Raw genomic sequence first — 17,563 nt, forward strand, 5'->3', positions numbered from 1 at the left:
TGAACCTTTAGGGAACGCCCAAAAAATAATTTACCTTTGTAATTGAAATTTACGATATGAAATACGCAAAAAATATATTAGAAACCATTGGAAATACGCCTTTGGTACAATTAAATTCAGTTACAAAAGAGGTAGATGCTTTGGTGTTGGCGAAAGTAGAAACGTTTAACCCAGGAAATTCCGTAAAAGATAGAATGGCGTTAAAAATGATTGAAGATGCAGAAGCAGATGGACGTTTACAACCTGGAGGTACCATTATCGAAGGAACTTCTGGAAACACAGGAATGGGTTTGGCTTTGGCAGCAATTGTAAAAGGTTACAAATGTATTTTTGTAATATCGGACAAGCAATCGAAAGAAAAAATGGACATTTTACGTGCTGTGGGTGCAGAAGTAATTGTGTGTCCAACAAATGTAGAACCAAGCGATCCTCGTTCTTATTATTCAGTTTCTAAACGTTTAGGAACAGAAACGCCTAATTCTTGGTATGTGAATCAGTATGACAATCCAAGTAATGCGACTGCACATTATGAGCAAACTGGACCAGAAATTTGGGAACAAACTGAGGGGAAAATCACGCATTTTGTAGTGGGTGTTGGAACTGGAGGAACAGTTTCTGGAGTTGCAAAATATTTGAAAGAGAAAAACCCCGATATTAAAATTTGGGGAGTAGATACCTATGGTTCTGTATTTAAAAAATATCACGAAACTGGTATTTTCGACGAGAACGAAATTTACCCATACATTACAGAAGGAATTGGAGAAGATATTTTACCAAAAAATGTCGATTTTTCTCTAATTGACGGTTTTACAAAAGTAACTGATAAAGATGCTGCTGTTTACACAAGAAAAATAGCCAAAGAAGAAGGAATTTTTGTTGGGAATTCTGCAGGTTCTGCCATCAAAGGATTGTTGCAATTGAAACATCATTTTACGAAAGACGATGTTGTTGTGGTGTTGTTTCACGATCATGGAAGTAGATATGTGGGTAAAATGTTTAACGACGATTGGATGCGAGATAGAGGTTTTCTAGAAGAAGATATTAAAACTGCTGCAGATTTGGTAAAAAATGATGAAAAAAGAACCTTGGTAACTGTGCAAACAGAAGAATTGGTTTCGCACGCCATTGAAAGAATGCGCGATTTTAAAATTAGTCAAATTCCTGTAAAAGATGTTAATGGTTTTGTGGGTTCTATTGACGAATCTGTTTTGTTACATAATTTTATTGCCGATAAAAATATTGCAGATAAGCCAATTAAAGATATTATGGGAAACCCATATCCTATTGTAAAAAAATCGGCAAAATTAGATGCCATTTCTAAGTTGATAACAAAAGAAAATCAGGCTGTTTTGGTGGATTTAGAGAATGGGAATTATCATATTATTACAAAGTACGACATAATTAGTGCAATGTAAATTGGTTTAAAGTTCTTTGTTCTAAATTTAAATTTTTGAGTTTAATGCCAGCTTGAGTACAATTGAAAGCTTGTTAATATAACGTGAGATTGATTTTATAAAAAATATATAATCTTGCTTTAATTTATTTATTTTTTGATATGTAGTTTTTTATGTTATTTCTACGATAGAAGAAATCTCATAATTTATACCATTTCTGTTTTATTGTGGTAATTTTAATACAGAAATATATTATACAAATCTATTAAGAGTAAAACAGTTTTGCGATTTAAGCACAAGCAATTGCTAAAGAAACTGAATCTAGACCATAAAATTTAAAAATGAAACTTCAAAAAAATCAAAAAAAACCATCTCAAACGAAATGGTTTTTTTAACTAACTAACTAATTCAAATAAATTTACACAATGAAAGAGGTTTACTACGTCTCTTCGAATTATGCTTTTGCAATCTGTGTGCCAAAAATTATTTGAAAATATATTTTTAGAGTTTTTTAACAATTATATAGCATGTTTGTGTGCTTTGTAAGAAGAACGCACCAAAGCACCACTTTCTACATACATAAAACCCATTTCTAATCCTAAGGTTTCGTATTTTTTAAATTGTTCTGGAGTTATAAATTCCTTTACAGGTAAGTGTTTTTTGGTAGGTTGTAAATATTGACCAATCGTAATAATGTCGCAATTTACTTCACGTAAATCTTTCATGGTTTGTATTACTTCCTCTTCAGTTTCCCCCAAACCTAACATTAAGCCAGTTTTGGTACGCATTCCGTTTTCTTTTAGGTATTTTAAAACACCTAAACTTCTATCGTATTTCGCCTGAATTCTAACTTCACGAGTTAATCTTCTTACAGTTTCCATATTATGCGAAACCACTTCTGGATGCACTTCTATAATTCTATCTATTTGTTTTGTATTTCCTTGAAAATCTGGAATTAAAGTTTCTAAAGTTGTATTTGGGTTTGCTCTACGAATTGCATCTACAGTTTCTGCCCAAATAATAGAACCACCATCTTTTAAATCGTCTCTATCTACAGAAGTAATTACAGCATGTTTAATGCTCATAATTTTAATTGAGCGTGCCACTTTTTCTGGCTCATCCCATTCTACAGTTTCTGGTCTTCCTGTTTTTACACCACAAAAACCACAAGAACGTGTACAAATGTTTCCAAGAATCATAAATGTTGCAGTTCCTTCTCCCCAACATTCGCCCATATTTGGGCAACTTCCGCTTGTACAAATAGTGTTTAGTTTGTATTTGTCTACCAAACCTCTTAATTCTGTATATTTTTTACCAACTGGTAATTTTACACGCAACCATTTTGGTTTTTTGGGTCTTTCAGGAAGGATTACAGAGTCTACAGCCATTTTCGTTCTTTATTAGAATGCAAAGATACGAAGTAAAAAACAGAAAAGAAAAGTTAAAAGTTACAGTATTCCGCGAGTTTTCTTTTCCAACGATAAGATTTATCTATGGAAGCAATTTTTGCTTTTTTTTCTCCTTCAGATAAGTTATTTGAAGCAAGAATTTCTTTCTTCTTTAGACTTAATTTTTTCGTCAATTCTAATATATAATTGCTTTTTCCTGATGCGTAGATCTGGTTCATGATTAATTTAAAATAAGTTTACAGATTTATGTAAAGATTCAATTTTACTATTCTAATAATTTTTTAATTTTATTTGGGTCTTGATAATTATTGAAGAAAAATAAAAGGTGAACATTTTTTTCATTGATTTCATAAAATAAAGTAATTTGTTTTACAATTACTATTTGGTGTATACTTTTATGATTTTTGTATTTTTTGAATGTTCTTGGAGAAGTTTTAAGTATTGTTATTACTTCTTCCGTCTTTTTAATAAAATTAATTACCTCCTTAATAGTCCATAATTCTTCTAAATATTCAATATTACTTTGGTAGGTTTTGTCAGATAATTTAGAGGAAATAATATTATAAAATTCCATATTTTATTTTACTTTCTTGTAAAATATCTTCAAAGTTTGAAACTTTACCTTCTTTAATTTCTTGTTTAGACTTTTCTATTAACTTATCAATTAATTCTTCTTTATAGTCTTGAAATTCATCAGGATATAAATCTTTAGAAATTAATTTTAGTTCTTCACTTGTAAATCTTTTTTCACGAATTTTCTTATAAAAAAAACTACTTTTTAAATTCAATAGTTTTAAAAAATATTGAACTTTAAAATCACTGTTTTTAATATCGTCTGCTAATTTCTCAATTATAGCATCATATTCATAAATTACACTCACTCTATTCATATATATGGAGTTTTAAAGTATAAATATAAACAAATATTTTATATATTCATCAAAAACCAAATACTAAATCCGATTAAAAACACAATACCTACAATACTTAAACCTTTTAAATAAATATTAGGTTGATGTTGTTTTGGCATATGTTTTCCAGTGACTAAAACATAGTTTAGAATCGCATAAAATGGCGCTGTTAAAAAAGATAAAATAGTAGCAACTTTTACTAAAAGTCCCATATTATCCATAAAATATTTCAAAATTAAAAAAGTACCTGCAAAAAGGAAAAGAATCCAAAACCAATAACCATATTTTAATTCTTTGTTAAATAACAGTTTTGTGGTTCTATTCATGGCTCTTGGAGAAGCATCTAAAGTAGTAATGGTAGTACTAAACATAGTTGTAAACGCAGCAATTGCAATAAAAATATAAGAAAAATCACCTAAATTTTTGGTGTACAAGTTTATCAATTGCGAAGCAAAAACACCTCCTTTGTTCGAGAAGGTTTCTCCAGATTTGTACATGACTAATGCTCCTAAAAGTACAAAGCAAATTCCTAAAAATAGGGTGCCAATATAACCAATATTAAAGTCGGAAATTGCGTCTTTTGGTTTGGTTTTTATAATGGTTGTTTTGTCTTTTTCCACAGACCAAATAGAATGCCAAATGGAAACATCTAAAGGAGCAGGCATCCAACCTAAAAATGCGATTAAAAAAGTGATTTCTACAGTTCCTGATGGTAAAATTTGAGTAACATCAAAAACTTCTTTGGTGCTAAAAAGTGCCACTAAAACTGCAATAATGGTACTAATTGTTAGGATAACAATAATGTATTTCATTACATTATCTAATAACTTATATTTTCCGACAACTAAAAAAATTAAACTAACAAATAACAAAATGATAGACCATAAAACCAAATCGTTTGTAAAGCCAAATAATTGTGAAGCCAAACCAGCAGTAACAATGGTTACAGCAGCTTGAATGGTAAACATCGTCGCAAAATTAATAATATAATAGGCAACCAAAACGCCTTTTCCTAATTTACGATAACCATCCAATAAAGTTTCTCCTGTTGCAGCTGCATAACGTGGTCCATATTGAAAAAACGGATATTTAAAAAGATGTACCAACAACAAAGCCCATAACAAACCAAAGCCAAATTCGGCACCTGCTTTTGTAGATTGCACCAAATGAGAAACCCCAATTGCTGCGCCTGCAAATAACAAACCTGGACCTATAGATTGTAAGAAGGATTTTTTCATTATTAAGACTCCTTAATTATCTCGGACAACAATTTTTTAGCACGTAAAAGCTTTACTTTTACGTTGTTTATTGGTTCGTTAATATGTTCAGAAATTTCTTTGTAACTTAATTCTTGGAAATAACGCAACTGAATAACTTCTTGGTATTTAGGCTTTAATTGTTTAATGTCTCTTAACAATTTTGCTAAATTTTGTTCTCGAATTATTTTGTCTTCTGGCGTTGGATTTTCATCAACCACCAAATAAACTTTATCTTCTTGTTCTTTGGTTGTTTCCACAGAAATAGAACTGTTTTTTTTGCGAAGTAAGTCGATATGAACATTTTTAGAAATAGTAATTAACCATGTTTTAAAAACGTATTTTTCATCAAAACTATTTATTTTGTCAAACGCTTTCGAAAAAGTTTGAATGGCAATATCTTCTGCATCATTTTCGCTTTTCGTGCGTTTTAATTGATAGTTGTAAACATCTCCCCAAAAAGAATCTAACAGAAAACGAAATGCAGCCTGATTGCCATTTTTCGCTTTTGTAATATTTTGTTCAATTTTTGTGTTGTCTATTTCCAATGATTGGGTTTTGAAATCAAATTAGTTATAAATATAATAAATTGAAATAATAATAATCCAATTTCTAAAAAAGGTAACAAAAAGATAATTTGTGGTTCTTTTAATTTTTTTGCTGAAAAGCCAACGACTAAAAATTGAATGAAATAATACCCCAAAACAATCGATAGGATAATTTCCCAAGAATCATAGAAAAATAGAGTAGTTGCCAAAGAGAAAAATAGTACTTTAGAGACAAAGAAGAGTCCTAAAAAGAATTGATGTTTAAATTTATAATGTTTGGAAGTAGAAATATGTCTCCTTTTTTGACGAAACCATTCTTTAAATGATTTTGGAGCTTTGGAAATTGTAAAACTATCTTCTTTTGTACAAATAATGGTATTTTTCTTATTTGCAGCATCTTTAATAAATAAATCGTCATCACCAGATTTAATATGTATATGGTTTATAAAACCTTTCACACTAAAAAACTCAGCTTTTTTGTACGCTAAATTTCTACCAACAGCCATGTAAGGAGAACCTAACTTTGCATAACCAAAATATTGAATTGCAGTTAACAATGTTTCAAAACGAACAAATAGGTTTACTAAATTTTTCTCTTTTTTGTATTTTCCATATCCTAATATAATCGATTTTTCTCGCGTGAAATTCTTGCTCATTTCTGCAATCCAATTTTTGGAAATGGGTTTACAATCGGCATCTGTAAAGAGTAAATGTTCGTTTTTAGCGGCTTTTATTCCTAGTGTTAATGCGTATTTTTTATTTCCCCAAAAAGCTTCAATATTTTCTACATTAATTATTTTTATGTTGGCATGTTTTTTCTTGAATTCTTCCATTATTTCTCGAGTTTTATCTGAAGAAGCGTCGTTTATGAGAACAATTTCAAAATCGGAATAATTTTGTTCAATAATAAAAGGAAGAAATTTTTGTAGATTTTTAGCTTCGTTTTTTGCGCAAATAATAACAGAAATAGGAATTTCTTTCACATATTTTTTTTGCTGTTTTTTATCAAAAAATAAAAAAGAGGAAAAAACAAGATAATATACGATTTGTATGCCTGCAAAAACTACAAAGACGTAGAAAAGTACAGGTAAAATCATAAATTAAAGAGAGAATTAGTTATGTTGAGGTTCAGAACAATTTTCGAACTGATCTGGTGTTTTTCCACAAAAACCACAAGCTTCACCTTCTTGATTTAACATTGGATTTTGGCTTGCACAAGTTCCTGCAAATTTACCATCTTTTTTTGCCCAAATTTTTATTGCAATTCCAAGAACAGCAAGGGCTAATAAACCTAATGTGATAAAAAATAATTTCATAAAATAGTATTGTTTTACAAAGATACAAATAATTATGTTTTTTTGAGTTTTTGAAAAATTTTTGACAAAAAAAAACTGTCTATTATAGACAGTTTTTAAAAAATTAAGTTCTAAAATTTTATTTAGTTTTAATTGTTAAGATTCATAAATTCTTTTTCAGATATTTTTCCAGTATAAATGTCATGAAGTTCTTTTAAGTGAGATAAAATATTATCGTGAGCTTCTTTATCAATTGTTTCAGGTTTTTTCAGGTTTTTTTTCAGTTGTCCATCTAATACATATTTTCTAAAGTAATAAAAAAAGTTAGAATCGAAATTTCTATTAGAATATGTACCATTTTCCGCCAATAAATAACCTAGTCTGTATGCAGATCTTCTTTGTGGAGCAGTACCATGAGAACTTCCTAAAGGACCTGCTAAAGTTTGTGAAAACCTATAAGCACCTGCAGCAGTTGTCCAGTTGCTAGTAAATTTTTTTCTAATATAATATCCACCAAAACCATCTGCTTCTAACTCTGTAGCACTTACATGATTATTACTAGGAATTCTAGAGTCTCTAAATTGTATTTGATGTGCCATTTCATGAGCTACAACATACGCTATAGCTGCATTTCCATAACCTTTAGCACCTGCCAAAAGTTCTTCTCCCCAAACAATATATCCTTGAGAAAAGGAAAGTGCATTAAAAGTTCCAGAACCTCCTGCAAAGTATATTGGTACATTTCCCATACCAAAAAAAGTAGCACTTGCATTGTGTTGTTTCTTTAAAAAATCTGTTGTTGGTCTATCTACAATATAATTAGCCCAATAAGAATCTTTCCCAAATTTGCTTAAAGTGTAGCTGTTTGTATTTTCTAAATTTAAATTACTTGGCTCCATTATGCTTTCAGGGCCATTTGTGTTAGAGGTTATATTTTCTTCTGTAGTACAGTTTTGAAAAAAAAATGTTAGTGTAATAAGGAATAATAATTTTTTTAAATTTTTCATTTTTAGTTAAGTTTTAAGGGTTTGAACTTAATTTGTTATATATTACAACGTAAGAGTGATGAGAAAATTATGTTAAAAAGGTTAATTTTTTATTTTTTGTGTAAAATTAAGGTTGTTTTTGGTGTTATTAGTTAATACGAAATCGTTTTAATTTTGTTTTTAGTGTAAAATATTAATAGTGTAAAATTTAGGCTAATTTTCTTATGGGTTTTAATTATACTATTTTTAGAAAAGATGTTTTTAAACTAAAATTAGTTACTGAGAAGATTTAAAACATTGCAAGAACTTCTTATTTGCAGGTGAAGAATTAAAAAAAAACAAAAGATAAAAGCGTTATTTAGAAATATTGAAGAGAAAGGACTCTTAAATTAACGTGAGTTTGATATATTACTAATTGATTATTTACCACTTAAATATTTTTCTTTTGTAAATCAATAACATTCCGAACTTAGGAAGAGAAATCTTACAATAAGTTATGAGATTTCCTCTATCGTCTAAATGATACAAAAAAAACTAAATGGCTGTTTATTAATTGGTAAGATGTAATTGTATGTTGTTTTGTTACTTAAATCGAACTCACGTTAAATTACATTTACTTCAATTTCTAAAGGAATTCTAAACTTCTTTGAAATCTTTTTTTGAATTTTTTTAGCAAGTGCGTAAATTTCTTCACCAGAAGCATTGCCATAATTTACTAAAACCAATGCTTGTTTTTCGTGAACACCAGCATCGCCAAAACGTTTTCCTTTAAAGCCACTTTGTTCTACCAACCAACCAGCAGGAACTTTGTAGGTAATGTCTCCTTGAGCACAGTCGAAAGGTTTTATTTCGTAAAATGGAATGTTTGGATATTCTTTTTGAAGTTTTAAAAACTGTTCTTTAGAAATTACAGGATTCTTAAAAAAACTACCACTGTTTCCAATTTCTTTTGGATCTGGAAGTTTCGATTTTCTAATGGCAATAACAGCATCAGAAATGTCTTTTAAAGTAGGTTTTCTAATGTTTTTTGAAGCTAATTCAGCTTCAATGGCTCCATAAGAAGTATTTAATTGATGTTTTTTCTTCGTTAATTTAAAACTAACCGCAGTTAAAATTACTTTTCCTTTTAATTTGTTTTTAAAAATTGAATTTCGATATCCAAACTCACAATCTTTATTTGAAAAAGTAACTCTTTTACCTGTTTCAATTTCAATGGCTTCTACTTTTATAATGGTATCTTTAACTTCAACTCCATAAGCACCAATATTTTGAATTGGACATGTACCAACATTGCCAGGAATTAAAGATAAATTTTCAATTCCCCCATAATTTTCAGCAATACAAAACAGGACGAATTCGTGCCAGTTTTCACCAGCATTAACAGTAATATACACAAAATTATCATCTTCATTATCAATAGAAATTCCTTTCATATCAATATGAACAACCAATTTTTCGATATCTTTAGTAAGTAACATATTACTTCCGCCAGAAATTAAAAAAAGGTCTTTTTCAACTTTTATCAATTGTTGTAAATCGTAATAAGAAGATATAGAAACAAAACGTTTGGCATTTGTAGAAATACCAAACGTATTGTAATTTTTAAGTGATATGTTTTGTTGGACTTTCAATGTAATTTATTTGTCTCCTTGAGCGCAGTAGAAAGGTTGTAATGGTTCTCGATTGCACTCGAACAGACATTTATAAGCTATTTTTATAAAGTAATTTTTTTAAATTATATTAATTTTTATATTGTTTTAAAGCTTCTGCTAAAATTTTTACAGAACGTTTTAAATCGTTTTTATTTAAAACGTACGCCATTCTAATTTGGTTTTTTCCTTCTCCTTCTGTCGAGTAAAACCCACTTGCAGGAGCAACCATTACTGTTTCGTTATTCAAATTAAAATCTTCTAATAGCCATTGTGCAAAAGCATCAGAATCTTTTACTGGTAGTTGGGCAACACAGTAAAAAGCACCTTTAGGTTTGGCAACTTTTACGCCATTAATTTTTTCTAATTCTGTAATTAATGTATTTCTTCGAGAAACATATTCTTCGATAACAGCATCAAAATAAGATTGTGGTGTATCTAAAGCTGCTTCACTTGCCAATAATGCATATGTTGGAGGACTTAATCTTGCTTGCGCAAATTTAATTGCCGTTTTTATAAAATTTTCATTTTTTGAAACAATACAACCAATTCTTGCACCACACATACTATAACGTTTCGAAACAGAATCGATAACAATGGCATGTTGGTCTAAACCTTCTAAAGATAAAACAGAAGTGTGTTTTAAACCATCGTAGGCAAATTCTCTATACACTTCATCTGCAATTAAATATAAATCGTGTTTTAAGACAATCTTTTTCAATTTTTCGATTTCTTCTTCAGAATATAAATAACCAGTTGGGTTTCCAGGATTACAAATTAAAATTGCTTTGGTTTTTTCTGTAATTAATTTCTCAAAATCTTCAATTTTTGGCAGTGCAAAATTATTTTCAATTTTAGAAATTACAGGAACTACTGTTACTCCAGAAGCCGTAGAAAAACCATTATAGTTTGCATAAAATGGTTCTGGAATAATAATTTCGTCTCCTGGATCTGTAATACTTCCAATGGTAAAAAGCAATGCTTCAGAACCACCAGTTGTTATTACAATATTGTTTGAGTTAACAGGAATGTTGTTATTTATATAATATTTTGCTAATTTGGTTCTGTATGCTTCAGAGCCTTCAGATCGTGCATAAGATAAGGTTTCTATAGTGTTGTTTTTTACAGCATCTAAAGCTACTTGAGGTGTTTTAATATCTGGCTGACCAATATTTAAGTGAAAAACATTCACTCCTCTTTTTTTAGCATCTTCTGCATAAGGTACCAATTTTCTAATTGGCGATTCTGGCATTTGTGTTCCTTTTCTAGATATTGATGGCATAATATTTTATTCTAAAATTTATCTCTGCAAATTTGCAAAATATATTTTACAACAAAGAATGTTCTACTAGAAACTTAATGGTTAAAAGTTTGCCAAAAGCGTAAAAAGATAAAAGTTAATTTGTATTTTAGAGAAGTCAAAAATACTTACTTCTTTGAAAAAAATAATAATTTCTTTAATTTTTTTATTGTTGATGATAGTTCCTGAAAACTATGGTCAGAAAGGTTTTCGTTTTTTAAATGCTGATGCTAAAAAAGAACGGATAAAGTTTAGGTTAATTAACAATTTAATTATAATTCCTATAGAAATTAATGGAAAAGAACTTTCCTTTATTTTAGATTCTGGTGTAAACAAAACCATTATTTTTAATTTATCGGAAAACGATAGTATTGGTTTATCAAACCCTAAAAAAGTAGCTTTAAGAGGTTTGGGAGGAGGAGAGTCTGTAGATGCATTATTGTCTAAAAACAACAAACTATCGCTAAATGGAATTGTTGGTTTTAATGAAACCTTATATGTAATTTTAGAAGATTATTTTGATTTGTCCAGTAAAATGGGCACAACAATTCATGGTATTATTGGGTATAATTTATTGAAGAATTTTATTATAAAAATAAATTACAGAACAAAAGTTTTACATTTTTATAATGCCAAAACATACTCATATAAAAAATGCCGAAAGTGCGAGGTTTTACCAATTCAATTTTATCGAAAAAAACCCTATGTTAATGTAAAAGTTCAGTTAGATACGATTAGAAAAAAATTAACAGATGTAAAATTATTAATTGATTCTGGTGGAAGTGATGCCCTTTGGTTATTTGAACATACAAAAAAAGACATTGTAACTCCAAAACGCTATTTTAAAGATATTTTAGGAGAAGGTTTAAGTGGGGCTATATTTGGCAACAGAAGTAGAATTCCAAAATTAGTAATTGGCAATTTTAATATAAAAGAACCAACTGTTTCTTTTTTAGATACGACTTCCACAAAGAATGCGAGAAAATTTAAAAAAAGAAACGGAAGTATTGGAGGGAATGTTCTAAAGCGATTTAAGATTTGGTTAGATTATCCTAATAGCCAAATTATGCTAAAAAAAAATGGTTCTTTTAAACAAGATTTTAATTACAATATGAGTGGTTTAGATGTTGTTTATGATGGGAAACAATTGGTAAAAGAAGAATCCGTAAAAAAGCTTACAGATAGATATAACAATAAAGTTAATGGAAATAATACAATTTCTTTTGTAACTAATTTTTCTTATAAATTTAGGCCTTCATTTAAAATAAGAACAGTTGTTATGGGGTCACCAGCATTTAGAGCGGGTTTAAAACCAGAGGATGTAATTGTTAAAATTAATAGAAAACCTGCTCATAATTATACTTTAAACGACATTGTAAATAAATTTAAAGAAAGGCATAATAAAAGAATTCGAATTACTGTAAATAGAAAAGGAATAATCTTAAAGTTCGAATTTAGGTTGCAAAAAAAGGTTTAATTATCTTCCGATAACAAGCTTTTTTCTTTTTCTAAAGAAATTCCTTTTGCGACAAAACCTTTTATTTTTATTATTTTTCTAGGTGTTTTCGCATTCGAGAAAATAGTTATTTGTTTCGAAAATCCACCAGGTTTTTTAGTGTCGTAAGAAACTTTAATTTTACCTTTTTCGCCAGGCATTATAGGTTTTTCTGGTTTTTCTGGAACTGTACAACCACAAGAAGACTGTATTCTGTCTATAATTAATGGAGCGTCACCCACATTTGTAAAAATAAATGTTCGAACGCCATTAGAGTTTTTTGCGACTTTTCCATAGTCAATTGTTTCTTTTTCGAATTTAAATTCTTGAGCATTTATAGAAAATGAAATAAAAAGTACGACTATAAAGATTCCGAAAGTTTTCATAATTAAATATTTATAATGTAAAATTAAGATTAATAATTTGTATTAAAAAATCAATCACTAATATTCTCTACGAATTTAGAGTTTTGTATTTTTGTCAACTTAATATCAAAAAGGATACCAAAGTATGACAATTCCATCTAAATACGATGCAAGTAAAGTAGAAGATAAGTGGTATGATTACTGGATGAAAAACAATTATTTTCATTCAACACCAGATGAAAGAGAGCCTTACACCATTGTAATTCCACCTCCAAACGTAACAGGAGTTTTACACATGGGACACATGTTAAACAACACAATACAAGATGTGTTAATTAGACGTGCACGTTTGTTGGGCAAAAATGCTTGTTGGGTTCCTGGAACAGATCACGCATCTATTGCTACAGAAGCCAAAGTGGTTGCGAAATTAAAAGAAAAAGGAATTAAAAAAAGCGATTTAACTAGAGAAGAATTTTTACAGCATGCATTTGCTTGGAAAGATGAATATGGAGGAATTATTCTAGAACAATTAAAAAAATTAGGTGCTTCTTGCGACTGGGAAAGAACGGCGTTTACGATGGATCCAGAAATGTCGGAATCTGTAATTAAAGTTTTTGTTGATTTATACAACAAAGGCTTAATTTACAGAGGTTATAGAATGGTAAACTGGGATCCAGAAGCAAAAACAACACTTTCAGATGAAGAAGTAATTCATGAAGAAAGACAAGGAAATTTATATTATTTGAAGTATAAAATCCTATCCTCAACCTTTTCCGAAGGAAAGGGAACTGAGCAAGATGCTTCAAATAACAGTGAGGAGTTAGAGGAGACTTATTTAACAATTGCTACAACAAGACCAGAAACAATTTTTGGAGATACTGCAATATGTATTAACCCAAATGACGAGCGTTTTACACATTTAAAAGGAAAAAAAGCAATTGTGCCTTTATGTGGAAGAATTATTCCAATTATCGAAGATGAATATGTAGATGTGGAGTTTGGAACAGGTTGTTTAAAAGTAACTCCTGCTCACGATGAAAATGATAAGAACCTTGGAGATAAGCACAATTTAGAAGTAATAGATATTTTTAATGACGATGCTTCTTTAAATTCATTCGGATTGCATTATCAAGGAAAAGATAGGTTTGTAGTTCGTAAAGAAATCTCGAAAGAATTAGAAGAAAAAGGATTTTTAGTAAAGACGGAAGTTCATACCAATAAAGTAGGAACATCAGAAAGGACCAAAGCAGTAATTGAGCCTAGATTGTCCGACCAATGGTTTTTAAAAATGAAAGATTTAGCACAACCTGCTATTGATGCTGTTTTGGGTGAAGATGCAGAAATCAACTTATTTCCAAAGAAATTCGAAAATACCTATCGTCATTGGATGGAAAATGTGCGCGATTGGAATATTTCTCGTCAGCTTTGGTGGGGACAACAAATTCCTGCGTATTTCTATGGAGATGGAAAAGAAGATTTTGTTGTTGCAGAGAATATTGAGGAAGCACTTTTGCTTGCAAAAGAAAAAACTTCAAACTCCCAACTTCAAACTTCCGATTTAACTCAAGATGAAGATGCTTTAGATACCTGGTTTTCTTCTTGGTTATGGCCAATGTCTGTTTTCGACGGAATTAGAAATCCAGAAAACGAAGAAATAAAATACTATTACCCAACAAACGATTTAGTTACAGGCCCCGATATTTTATTTTTCTGGGTCGCAAGAATGATTGTTGCAGGATATGAATATAAAGATGAAAAACCTTTCCAAAATGTTTATTTAACAGGTTTAGTTAGAGATAAACAAAGACGTAAAATGTCTAAATCTTTAGGAAACTCGCCAGATGCTTTAAAGTTAATTGACGATTATGGAGCAGATGGAGTAAGGGTTGGTTTGTTGTTAAGTTCTGCAGCTGGAAACGATTTAATGTTCGACGAAGATTTATGTCAACAAGGAAAAGGATTTGCCAACAAAATCTGGAATGCTTTCCGTTTGATAAAAGGTTGGGAAGTAGATGCTAGTTTAGAACAACCAGCAACAGCTAAAATAGGTTTAGAATGGTATGAAGCGAAATTTCAAAAAGCTTTGGCAGAAATTGAAGATCATTTTTCTAAATATAGGTTGTCAGACGCTTTAATGGCGATTTATAAATTGATAAATGACGATTTTTCTTCTTGGTTATTAGAAATTGTAAAGCCTGCATACCAAAAACCTATAGACAAAACAACGTTCGATGCAATTATTACAGTTTTAGAAAATAACCTGAAAGTATTGCATCCATTTATGCCGTTTTTAACAGAAGAAATTTGGCAATATATTGCAGATAGAACTAAAAGTGAAGCTTTAATTATCGCAAAATACCCAGAGGTTAAAGAATTTAATTCTAAAATTATTACAGGTTTTGAATTTGCATCAAACGTGGTTTCAGGAATTAGAACCATCAGAAAAGATAAAAATATTTCTTTTAAAGATGCAGTTGAGTTATTTGTAATAGATAATGAAAAGAACTCAAATCAGTTTAATGAAGTTATTCAAAAACTAACAAATACATCAACTATAAAAACCGTTTCAGAAAAAGTAGAAGGCGCATCTTTTAGAGTAAAATCGAATGAATACTTTATTCCAATTTCTATTGAAAATATAGATGTAGAGGCAGAAATTGAAAAATTATCTGGAGAGTTAAAAAGAGCAGAAGGCTTTTTAGTGGGCATTCAAAAGAAATTATCGAATGAACGTTTTGTTTCTAATGCACCAGAAAAAGTATTAGCTTTAGAACGTAAAAAAGAAGCAGATACTTTGGCGAAAATAGAAACGATAATTGGGAGTTTAAATTCTTTAAAATAAATTTTTACTTCAATATTTATAGTACAAAATCCTTCAGAATTTAAATTTTGAAGGATTTTTTGTTTATCTTAACATTTTGTTAAAAAAATATAAAAATAGATTTTTCGACTTTAGAAATAGAATATCAATCTTATTCTAACGTTATAAAGTTAACTATTAAAACCCTAAAAAAGATGAGAAAAATTTTTATTCCAATTACAGTTTTTGCATTGCTTGCAACTTCTTGTGTATCAAAGAAAAAGTATGCTGCTTTAGAAAGTAAGTATGTAAATACGAAAGGTAATCTTCAAAAAACAACTTTAGAAAAAGAAGCTTTAGAAGCAAAGTTTGCCAAAATAGAACAACGTGTAGATCGTTTTAATGCGAAGATTAACTCTTTGCAAAATGATAATGTAACACTAAAAAACGAGAACGATGTTAAACTAGATATGGTTGGTAAAACCGCAGTTATCTCAAACAAAACAAGAGAACGAATGAGAGAAACTTTGGCAAAAGTAGATCCTGCAAAGTTGGCAGAAGCAAAAACGTTAAAAGATTCTTTAAATTTGGCTGTTTCTTATAATCTAATGAATTCTGTAGGTCTTTCTGATATTAAAAATTCTGAAGATATAGATATTGATATTGACCAAACCGTGGTTATGATTTCTGTATCAGATAAATTGTTGTTTAACACAGCAAGTTACAGGGTTAAAAAAAGTGCTTATAAGTTAATTACACAGTTGGCAGATATTATTCAATCTGAACCAAGTATGGATGTAATGATTGAAGGACATACAGATTCTAGAACCATAAATAATGCAGTTGTAGAGGATAATTGGGATTTAAGTGTAAAAAGAGCAACCTCTATTGTTAGGCTTCTACAAAATAAATTTAATATAGATGGAAGTCGTTTAATTGCTTCTGGTAGAGGAGATACAATGCCTTTGGTGCCTAATACAAGTAGCGAAAATAGAGCAAAAAATAGAAGAACAAGAATAGTAATTCTACCTAACTTAGATAAGTTTTTTGCATTACTTGCAGAAGATGGAGTAATTGAGAAAAACTAATTTTTTGTAATTAATATTTAATAAAAAGAAGCTGTTTTAAAAGTAAATTTAGTTATCATTCCGAATAAAGTAGGGGAATATAAAATATTGAAATTCAATAAATAAGATTTCTCCATTATAGTCGAAATAACAAATTTTAGTACTTTTAAAACAACTTCTTTTTATATATTTTCTTTTTTATTTCTGTAATTTTTTTTATCGTAATTTTTATAAAACTGCATAATTATAAAAGCGCCAATAACAGACGAAGCCATTCCTTCGATAAGTAAAGTAAGTACAATTTCAGCCAGTGATAAATCTCCACCAATTAGAAAAGAATTATTCATTACAGTTAAAAACTGGGGATTTATAAATTTTACGTAAACTACAATACCAATAATAGAAAGTATAACTGCAGCTACAGATGTTTGTATTCCTATTCCTAAATTTGCTGAATAATTGGTTTCTTTGTTTTCAAAAATATTTGTTTTAATAGCTTGTTTAATACCTATAAGTACAAATAATAAGTTTAAAAAACGTAAATATGGGTTTTCTTCCAATCCTAATAATTTACAGGTAAAGAAAAAACCTCCAATTAATAAGGTAATTAATAATGCGTGTTTTATAATAATTTTACTTGACGACATAATGTTTAATTTTTATTGTTAATGGTTAAACAAAATTAAGAAAAATTATGAAATTTTATCATAATTAATCGATAAAATAAATAGTATCAATTATTTATGATTGCTAACCTGTAATTTTTAAGAAGAAAAACCGAATGTTAGCATTCGGTTTTTCAATGTTTTTTTTGGTTGCTGATTATAGCGGTTTTCTACCAGATATAATGTTGTATAAAATTACAATTATTGCGATTACTAATAGAATGTGAATTAAACTACCAGTTGCGATTCCAGGAACGACTCCTAAAAAACCTAACGCCCAAATAATAATACAAACGACAGCTACAAGCCATAATATACTTCTCATAATAATAATTTTTTTTGTTCAATTCAAAATTATAAAAATAGTATAGCAAAGATTAACTCTATTCAATTAAATATTATCTTTGATGCATCTAAAAAGAC

At 29.2% G+C, this 17,563-nt stretch carries 17 protein-coding genes; 4 read left to right on the forward strand and 13 right to left on the reverse strand.

Annotated elements, in window-relative coordinates; all coding sequences use genetic code 11:
* The first annotated feature begins 56 nt into the window (after positions 1-56).
* On the forward strand, positions 57-1,415 hold the full coding sequence (locus J3359_RS00995) for a pyridoxal-phosphate dependent enzyme (RefSeq protein WP_208078875.1): 1,359 nt from the start codon (positions 57-59) through the stop codon (positions 1,413-1,415).
* A 497-nt stretch (positions 1,416-1,912) separates the two neighbouring features.
* Here the strand turns inward: J3359_RS00995 and lipA are convergent, their stop codons facing one another.
* The 10 genes from lipA to J3359_RS01045 all read right to left on the reverse strand — a co-directional run bounded on the left by lipA (position 1,913) and on the right by J3359_RS01045 (position 10,730).
* Positions 1,913-2,782: a lipoyl synthase gene (gene lipA / locus J3359_RS01000; protein WP_208078877.1), complete on the reverse strand. Its 870-nt coding sequence runs from the start codon at positions 2,780-2,782 to the stop codon at positions 1,913-1,915.
* Between the two features lie 286 nt (positions 2,783-3,068).
* Entirely contained in the window at positions 3,069-3,377 is a 309-nt protein-coding gene (locus J3359_RS01005) for a type II toxin-antitoxin system RelE/ParE family toxin (RefSeq protein ID WP_208078878.1), read from the reverse strand.
* A complete protein-coding gene (locus J3359_RS01010; RefSeq protein WP_208078880.1) occupies positions 3,364-3,693 on the reverse strand; it encodes a hypothetical protein in 330 nt (109 codons plus the stop codon). Before J3359_RS01010 ends, J3359_RS01005 begins: the two co-directional genes overlap by 14 nt.
* A 38-nt stretch (positions 3,694-3,731) precedes the next feature.
* Positions 3,732-4,952: an Nramp family divalent metal transporter gene (locus J3359_RS01015; protein WP_208078882.1), complete on the reverse strand. Its 1,221-nt coding sequence runs from the start codon at positions 4,950-4,952 to the stop codon at positions 3,732-3,734.
* A 2-nt stretch (positions 4,953-4,954) separates the two neighbouring features.
* Positions 4,955-5,518, reverse strand: a complete 564-nt coding sequence (locus J3359_RS01020; RefSeq protein WP_208078883.1) for an RNA polymerase sigma factor — start codon at positions 5,516-5,518, stop codon at positions 4,955-4,957.
* Entirely contained in the window at positions 5,509-6,615 is a 1,107-nt protein-coding gene (locus J3359_RS01025; protein ID WP_208078885.1) for a glycosyltransferase, read from the reverse strand. Before J3359_RS01025 ends, J3359_RS01020 begins: the two co-directional genes overlap by 10 nt.
* Before the next feature lie 15 nt (positions 6,616-6,630).
* Positions 6,631-6,834, reverse strand: a complete 204-nt coding sequence (locus J3359_RS01030) for a membrane or secreted protein (protein WP_208078887.1) — start codon at positions 6,832-6,834, stop codon at positions 6,631-6,633.
* Between the two features lie 128 nt (positions 6,835-6,962).
* Positions 6,963-7,820 (reverse strand): neutral zinc metallopeptidase, encoded by an 858-nt coding sequence (locus tag J3359_RS01035; RefSeq protein WP_208078889.1) that lies wholly within the window; start codon positions 7,818-7,820, stop codon positions 6,963-6,965.
* Between the two features lie 581 nt (positions 7,821-8,401).
* Positions 8,402-9,430, reverse strand: a complete 1,029-nt coding sequence (murB, locus tag J3359_RS01040) for a UDP-N-acetylmuramate dehydrogenase (protein ID WP_208078891.1) — start codon at positions 9,428-9,430, stop codon at positions 8,402-8,404.
* Positions 9,431-9,539: 109 nt separating this feature from the next.
* On the reverse strand, positions 9,540-10,730 hold the full coding sequence (locus J3359_RS01045; RefSeq protein ID WP_208078893.1) for a pyridoxal phosphate-dependent aminotransferase: 1,191 nt from the start codon (positions 10,728-10,730) through the stop codon (positions 9,540-9,542).
* A gap of 154 nt (positions 10,731-10,884) precedes the next feature.
* On the opposite strand from J3359_RS01045, the gene J3359_RS01050 reads away from it, so the two are divergent.
* Positions 10,885-12,225 carry an aspartyl protease family protein gene (locus tag J3359_RS01050; protein WP_243765969.1) on the forward strand — a complete coding sequence of 447 codons (1,341 nt, stop codon included), beginning with the start codon at positions 10,885-10,887 and terminating at the stop codon, positions 12,223-12,225.
* Here the strand turns inward: J3359_RS01050 and J3359_RS01055 are convergent.
* Positions 12,222-12,629, reverse strand: a complete 408-nt coding sequence (locus J3359_RS01055) for a DUF1573 domain-containing protein (RefSeq protein ID WP_208078895.1) — start codon at positions 12,627-12,629, stop codon at positions 12,222-12,224. The genes J3359_RS01050 and J3359_RS01055 overlap by 4 nt on opposite strands.
* Positions 12,630-12,753: 124 nt before the next feature.
* Between J3359_RS01055 and J3359_RS01060 the strand changes: the two genes are divergently transcribed.
* Together J3359_RS01060 and J3359_RS01065 are read left to right on the forward strand one after the other, a co-directional pair.
* The gene (locus J3359_RS01060) at positions 12,754-15,450 is read left to right on the forward strand and encodes a valine--tRNA ligase (protein ID WP_208078897.1); all 2,697 of its coding nucleotides are present in this window, start codon (positions 12,754-12,756) and stop codon (positions 15,448-15,450) included.
* A gap of 173 nt (positions 15,451-15,623) precedes the next feature.
* Positions 15,624-16,496, forward strand: a complete 873-nt coding sequence (locus tag J3359_RS01065) for an OmpA/MotB family protein (protein WP_208078899.1) — start codon at positions 15,624-15,626, stop codon at positions 16,494-16,496.
* 161 nt (positions 16,497-16,657) lie between these two features.
* Here the strand turns inward: J3359_RS01065 and J3359_RS01070 are convergent, their stop codons facing one another.
* Together J3359_RS01070 and J3359_RS01075 are read right to left on the reverse strand one after the other, a co-directional pair.
* Complete coding sequence (locus J3359_RS01070; protein WP_208078901.1) at positions 16,658-17,122, reverse strand: DUF4199 family protein; 465 nt, start codon at positions 17,120-17,122, stop codon at positions 16,658-16,660.
* Between the two features lie 175 nt (positions 17,123-17,297).
* Complete coding sequence (locus J3359_RS01075) at positions 17,298-17,465, reverse strand: lmo0937 family membrane protein (RefSeq protein WP_207972193.1); 168 nt, start codon at positions 17,463-17,465, stop codon at positions 17,298-17,300.
* Between the last annotated feature and the right edge of the window lie 98 nt (positions 17,466-17,563).

Source organism: Polaribacter cellanae, assembly GCF_017569185.1.
In the GTDB taxonomy this organism is placed as follows: Bacteria; Bacteroidota; Bacteroidia; order Flavobacteriales; family Flavobacteriaceae; genus Polaribacter; species Polaribacter cellanae.

Excerpts from the sequence above, each read along its gene's own strand:
- J3359_RS00995 (WP_208078875.1), top strand. The coding sequence starts at position 57 with ATGAAATACGCAAAAAATATATTAGAAACCATTGGAAATACGCCTTTG.
- lipA (WP_208078877.1), bottom strand. The coding sequence starts at position 2,782 with ATGGCTGTAGACTCTGTAATCCTTCCTGAAAGACCCAAAAAACCAAAA.
- J3359_RS01005 (WP_208078878.1), bottom strand. The coding sequence starts at position 3,377 with ATGGAATTTTATAATATTATTTCCTCTAAATTATCTGACAAAACCTAC.
- J3359_RS01010 (WP_208078880.1), bottom strand. The coding sequence starts at position 3,693 with ATGAATAGAGTGAGTGTAATTTATGAATATGATGCTATAATTGAGAAA.
- J3359_RS01015 (WP_208078882.1), bottom strand. The coding sequence starts at position 4,952 with ATGAAAAAATCCTTCTTACAATCTATAGGTCCAGGTTTGTTATTTGCA.
- J3359_RS01025 (WP_208078885.1), bottom strand. The coding sequence starts at position 6,615 with ATGATTTTACCTGTACTTTTCTACGTCTTTGTAGTTTTTGCAGGCATA.
- J3359_RS01030 (WP_208078887.1), bottom strand. The coding sequence starts at position 6,834 with ATGAAATTATTTTTTATCACATTAGGTTTATTAGCCCTTGCTGTTCTT.
- J3359_RS01035 (WP_208078889.1), bottom strand. The coding sequence starts at position 7,820 with ATGAAAAATTTAAAAAAATTATTATTCCTTATTACACTAACATTTTTT.
- J3359_RS01045 (WP_208078893.1), bottom strand. The coding sequence starts at position 10,730 with ATGCCATCAATATCTAGAAAAGGAACACAAATGCCAGAATCGCCAATT.
- J3359_RS01055 (WP_208078895.1), bottom strand. The coding sequence starts at position 12,629 with ATGAAAACTTTCGGAATCTTTATAGTCGTACTTTTTATTTCATTTTCT.
- J3359_RS01060 (WP_208078897.1), top strand. The coding sequence starts at position 12,754 with ATGACAATTCCATCTAAATACGATGCAAGTAAAGTAGAAGATAAGTGG.
- J3359_RS01065 (WP_208078899.1), top strand. The coding sequence starts at position 15,624 with ATGAGAAAAATTTTTATTCCAATTACAGTTTTTGCATTGCTTGCAACT.
- J3359_RS01070 (WP_208078901.1), bottom strand. The coding sequence starts at position 17,122 with ATGTCGTCAAGTAAAATTATTATAAAACACGCATTATTAATTACCTTA.
- J3359_RS01075 (WP_207972193.1), bottom strand. The coding sequence starts at position 17,465 with ATGAGAAGTATATTATGGCTTGTAGCTGTCGTTTGTATTATTATTTGG.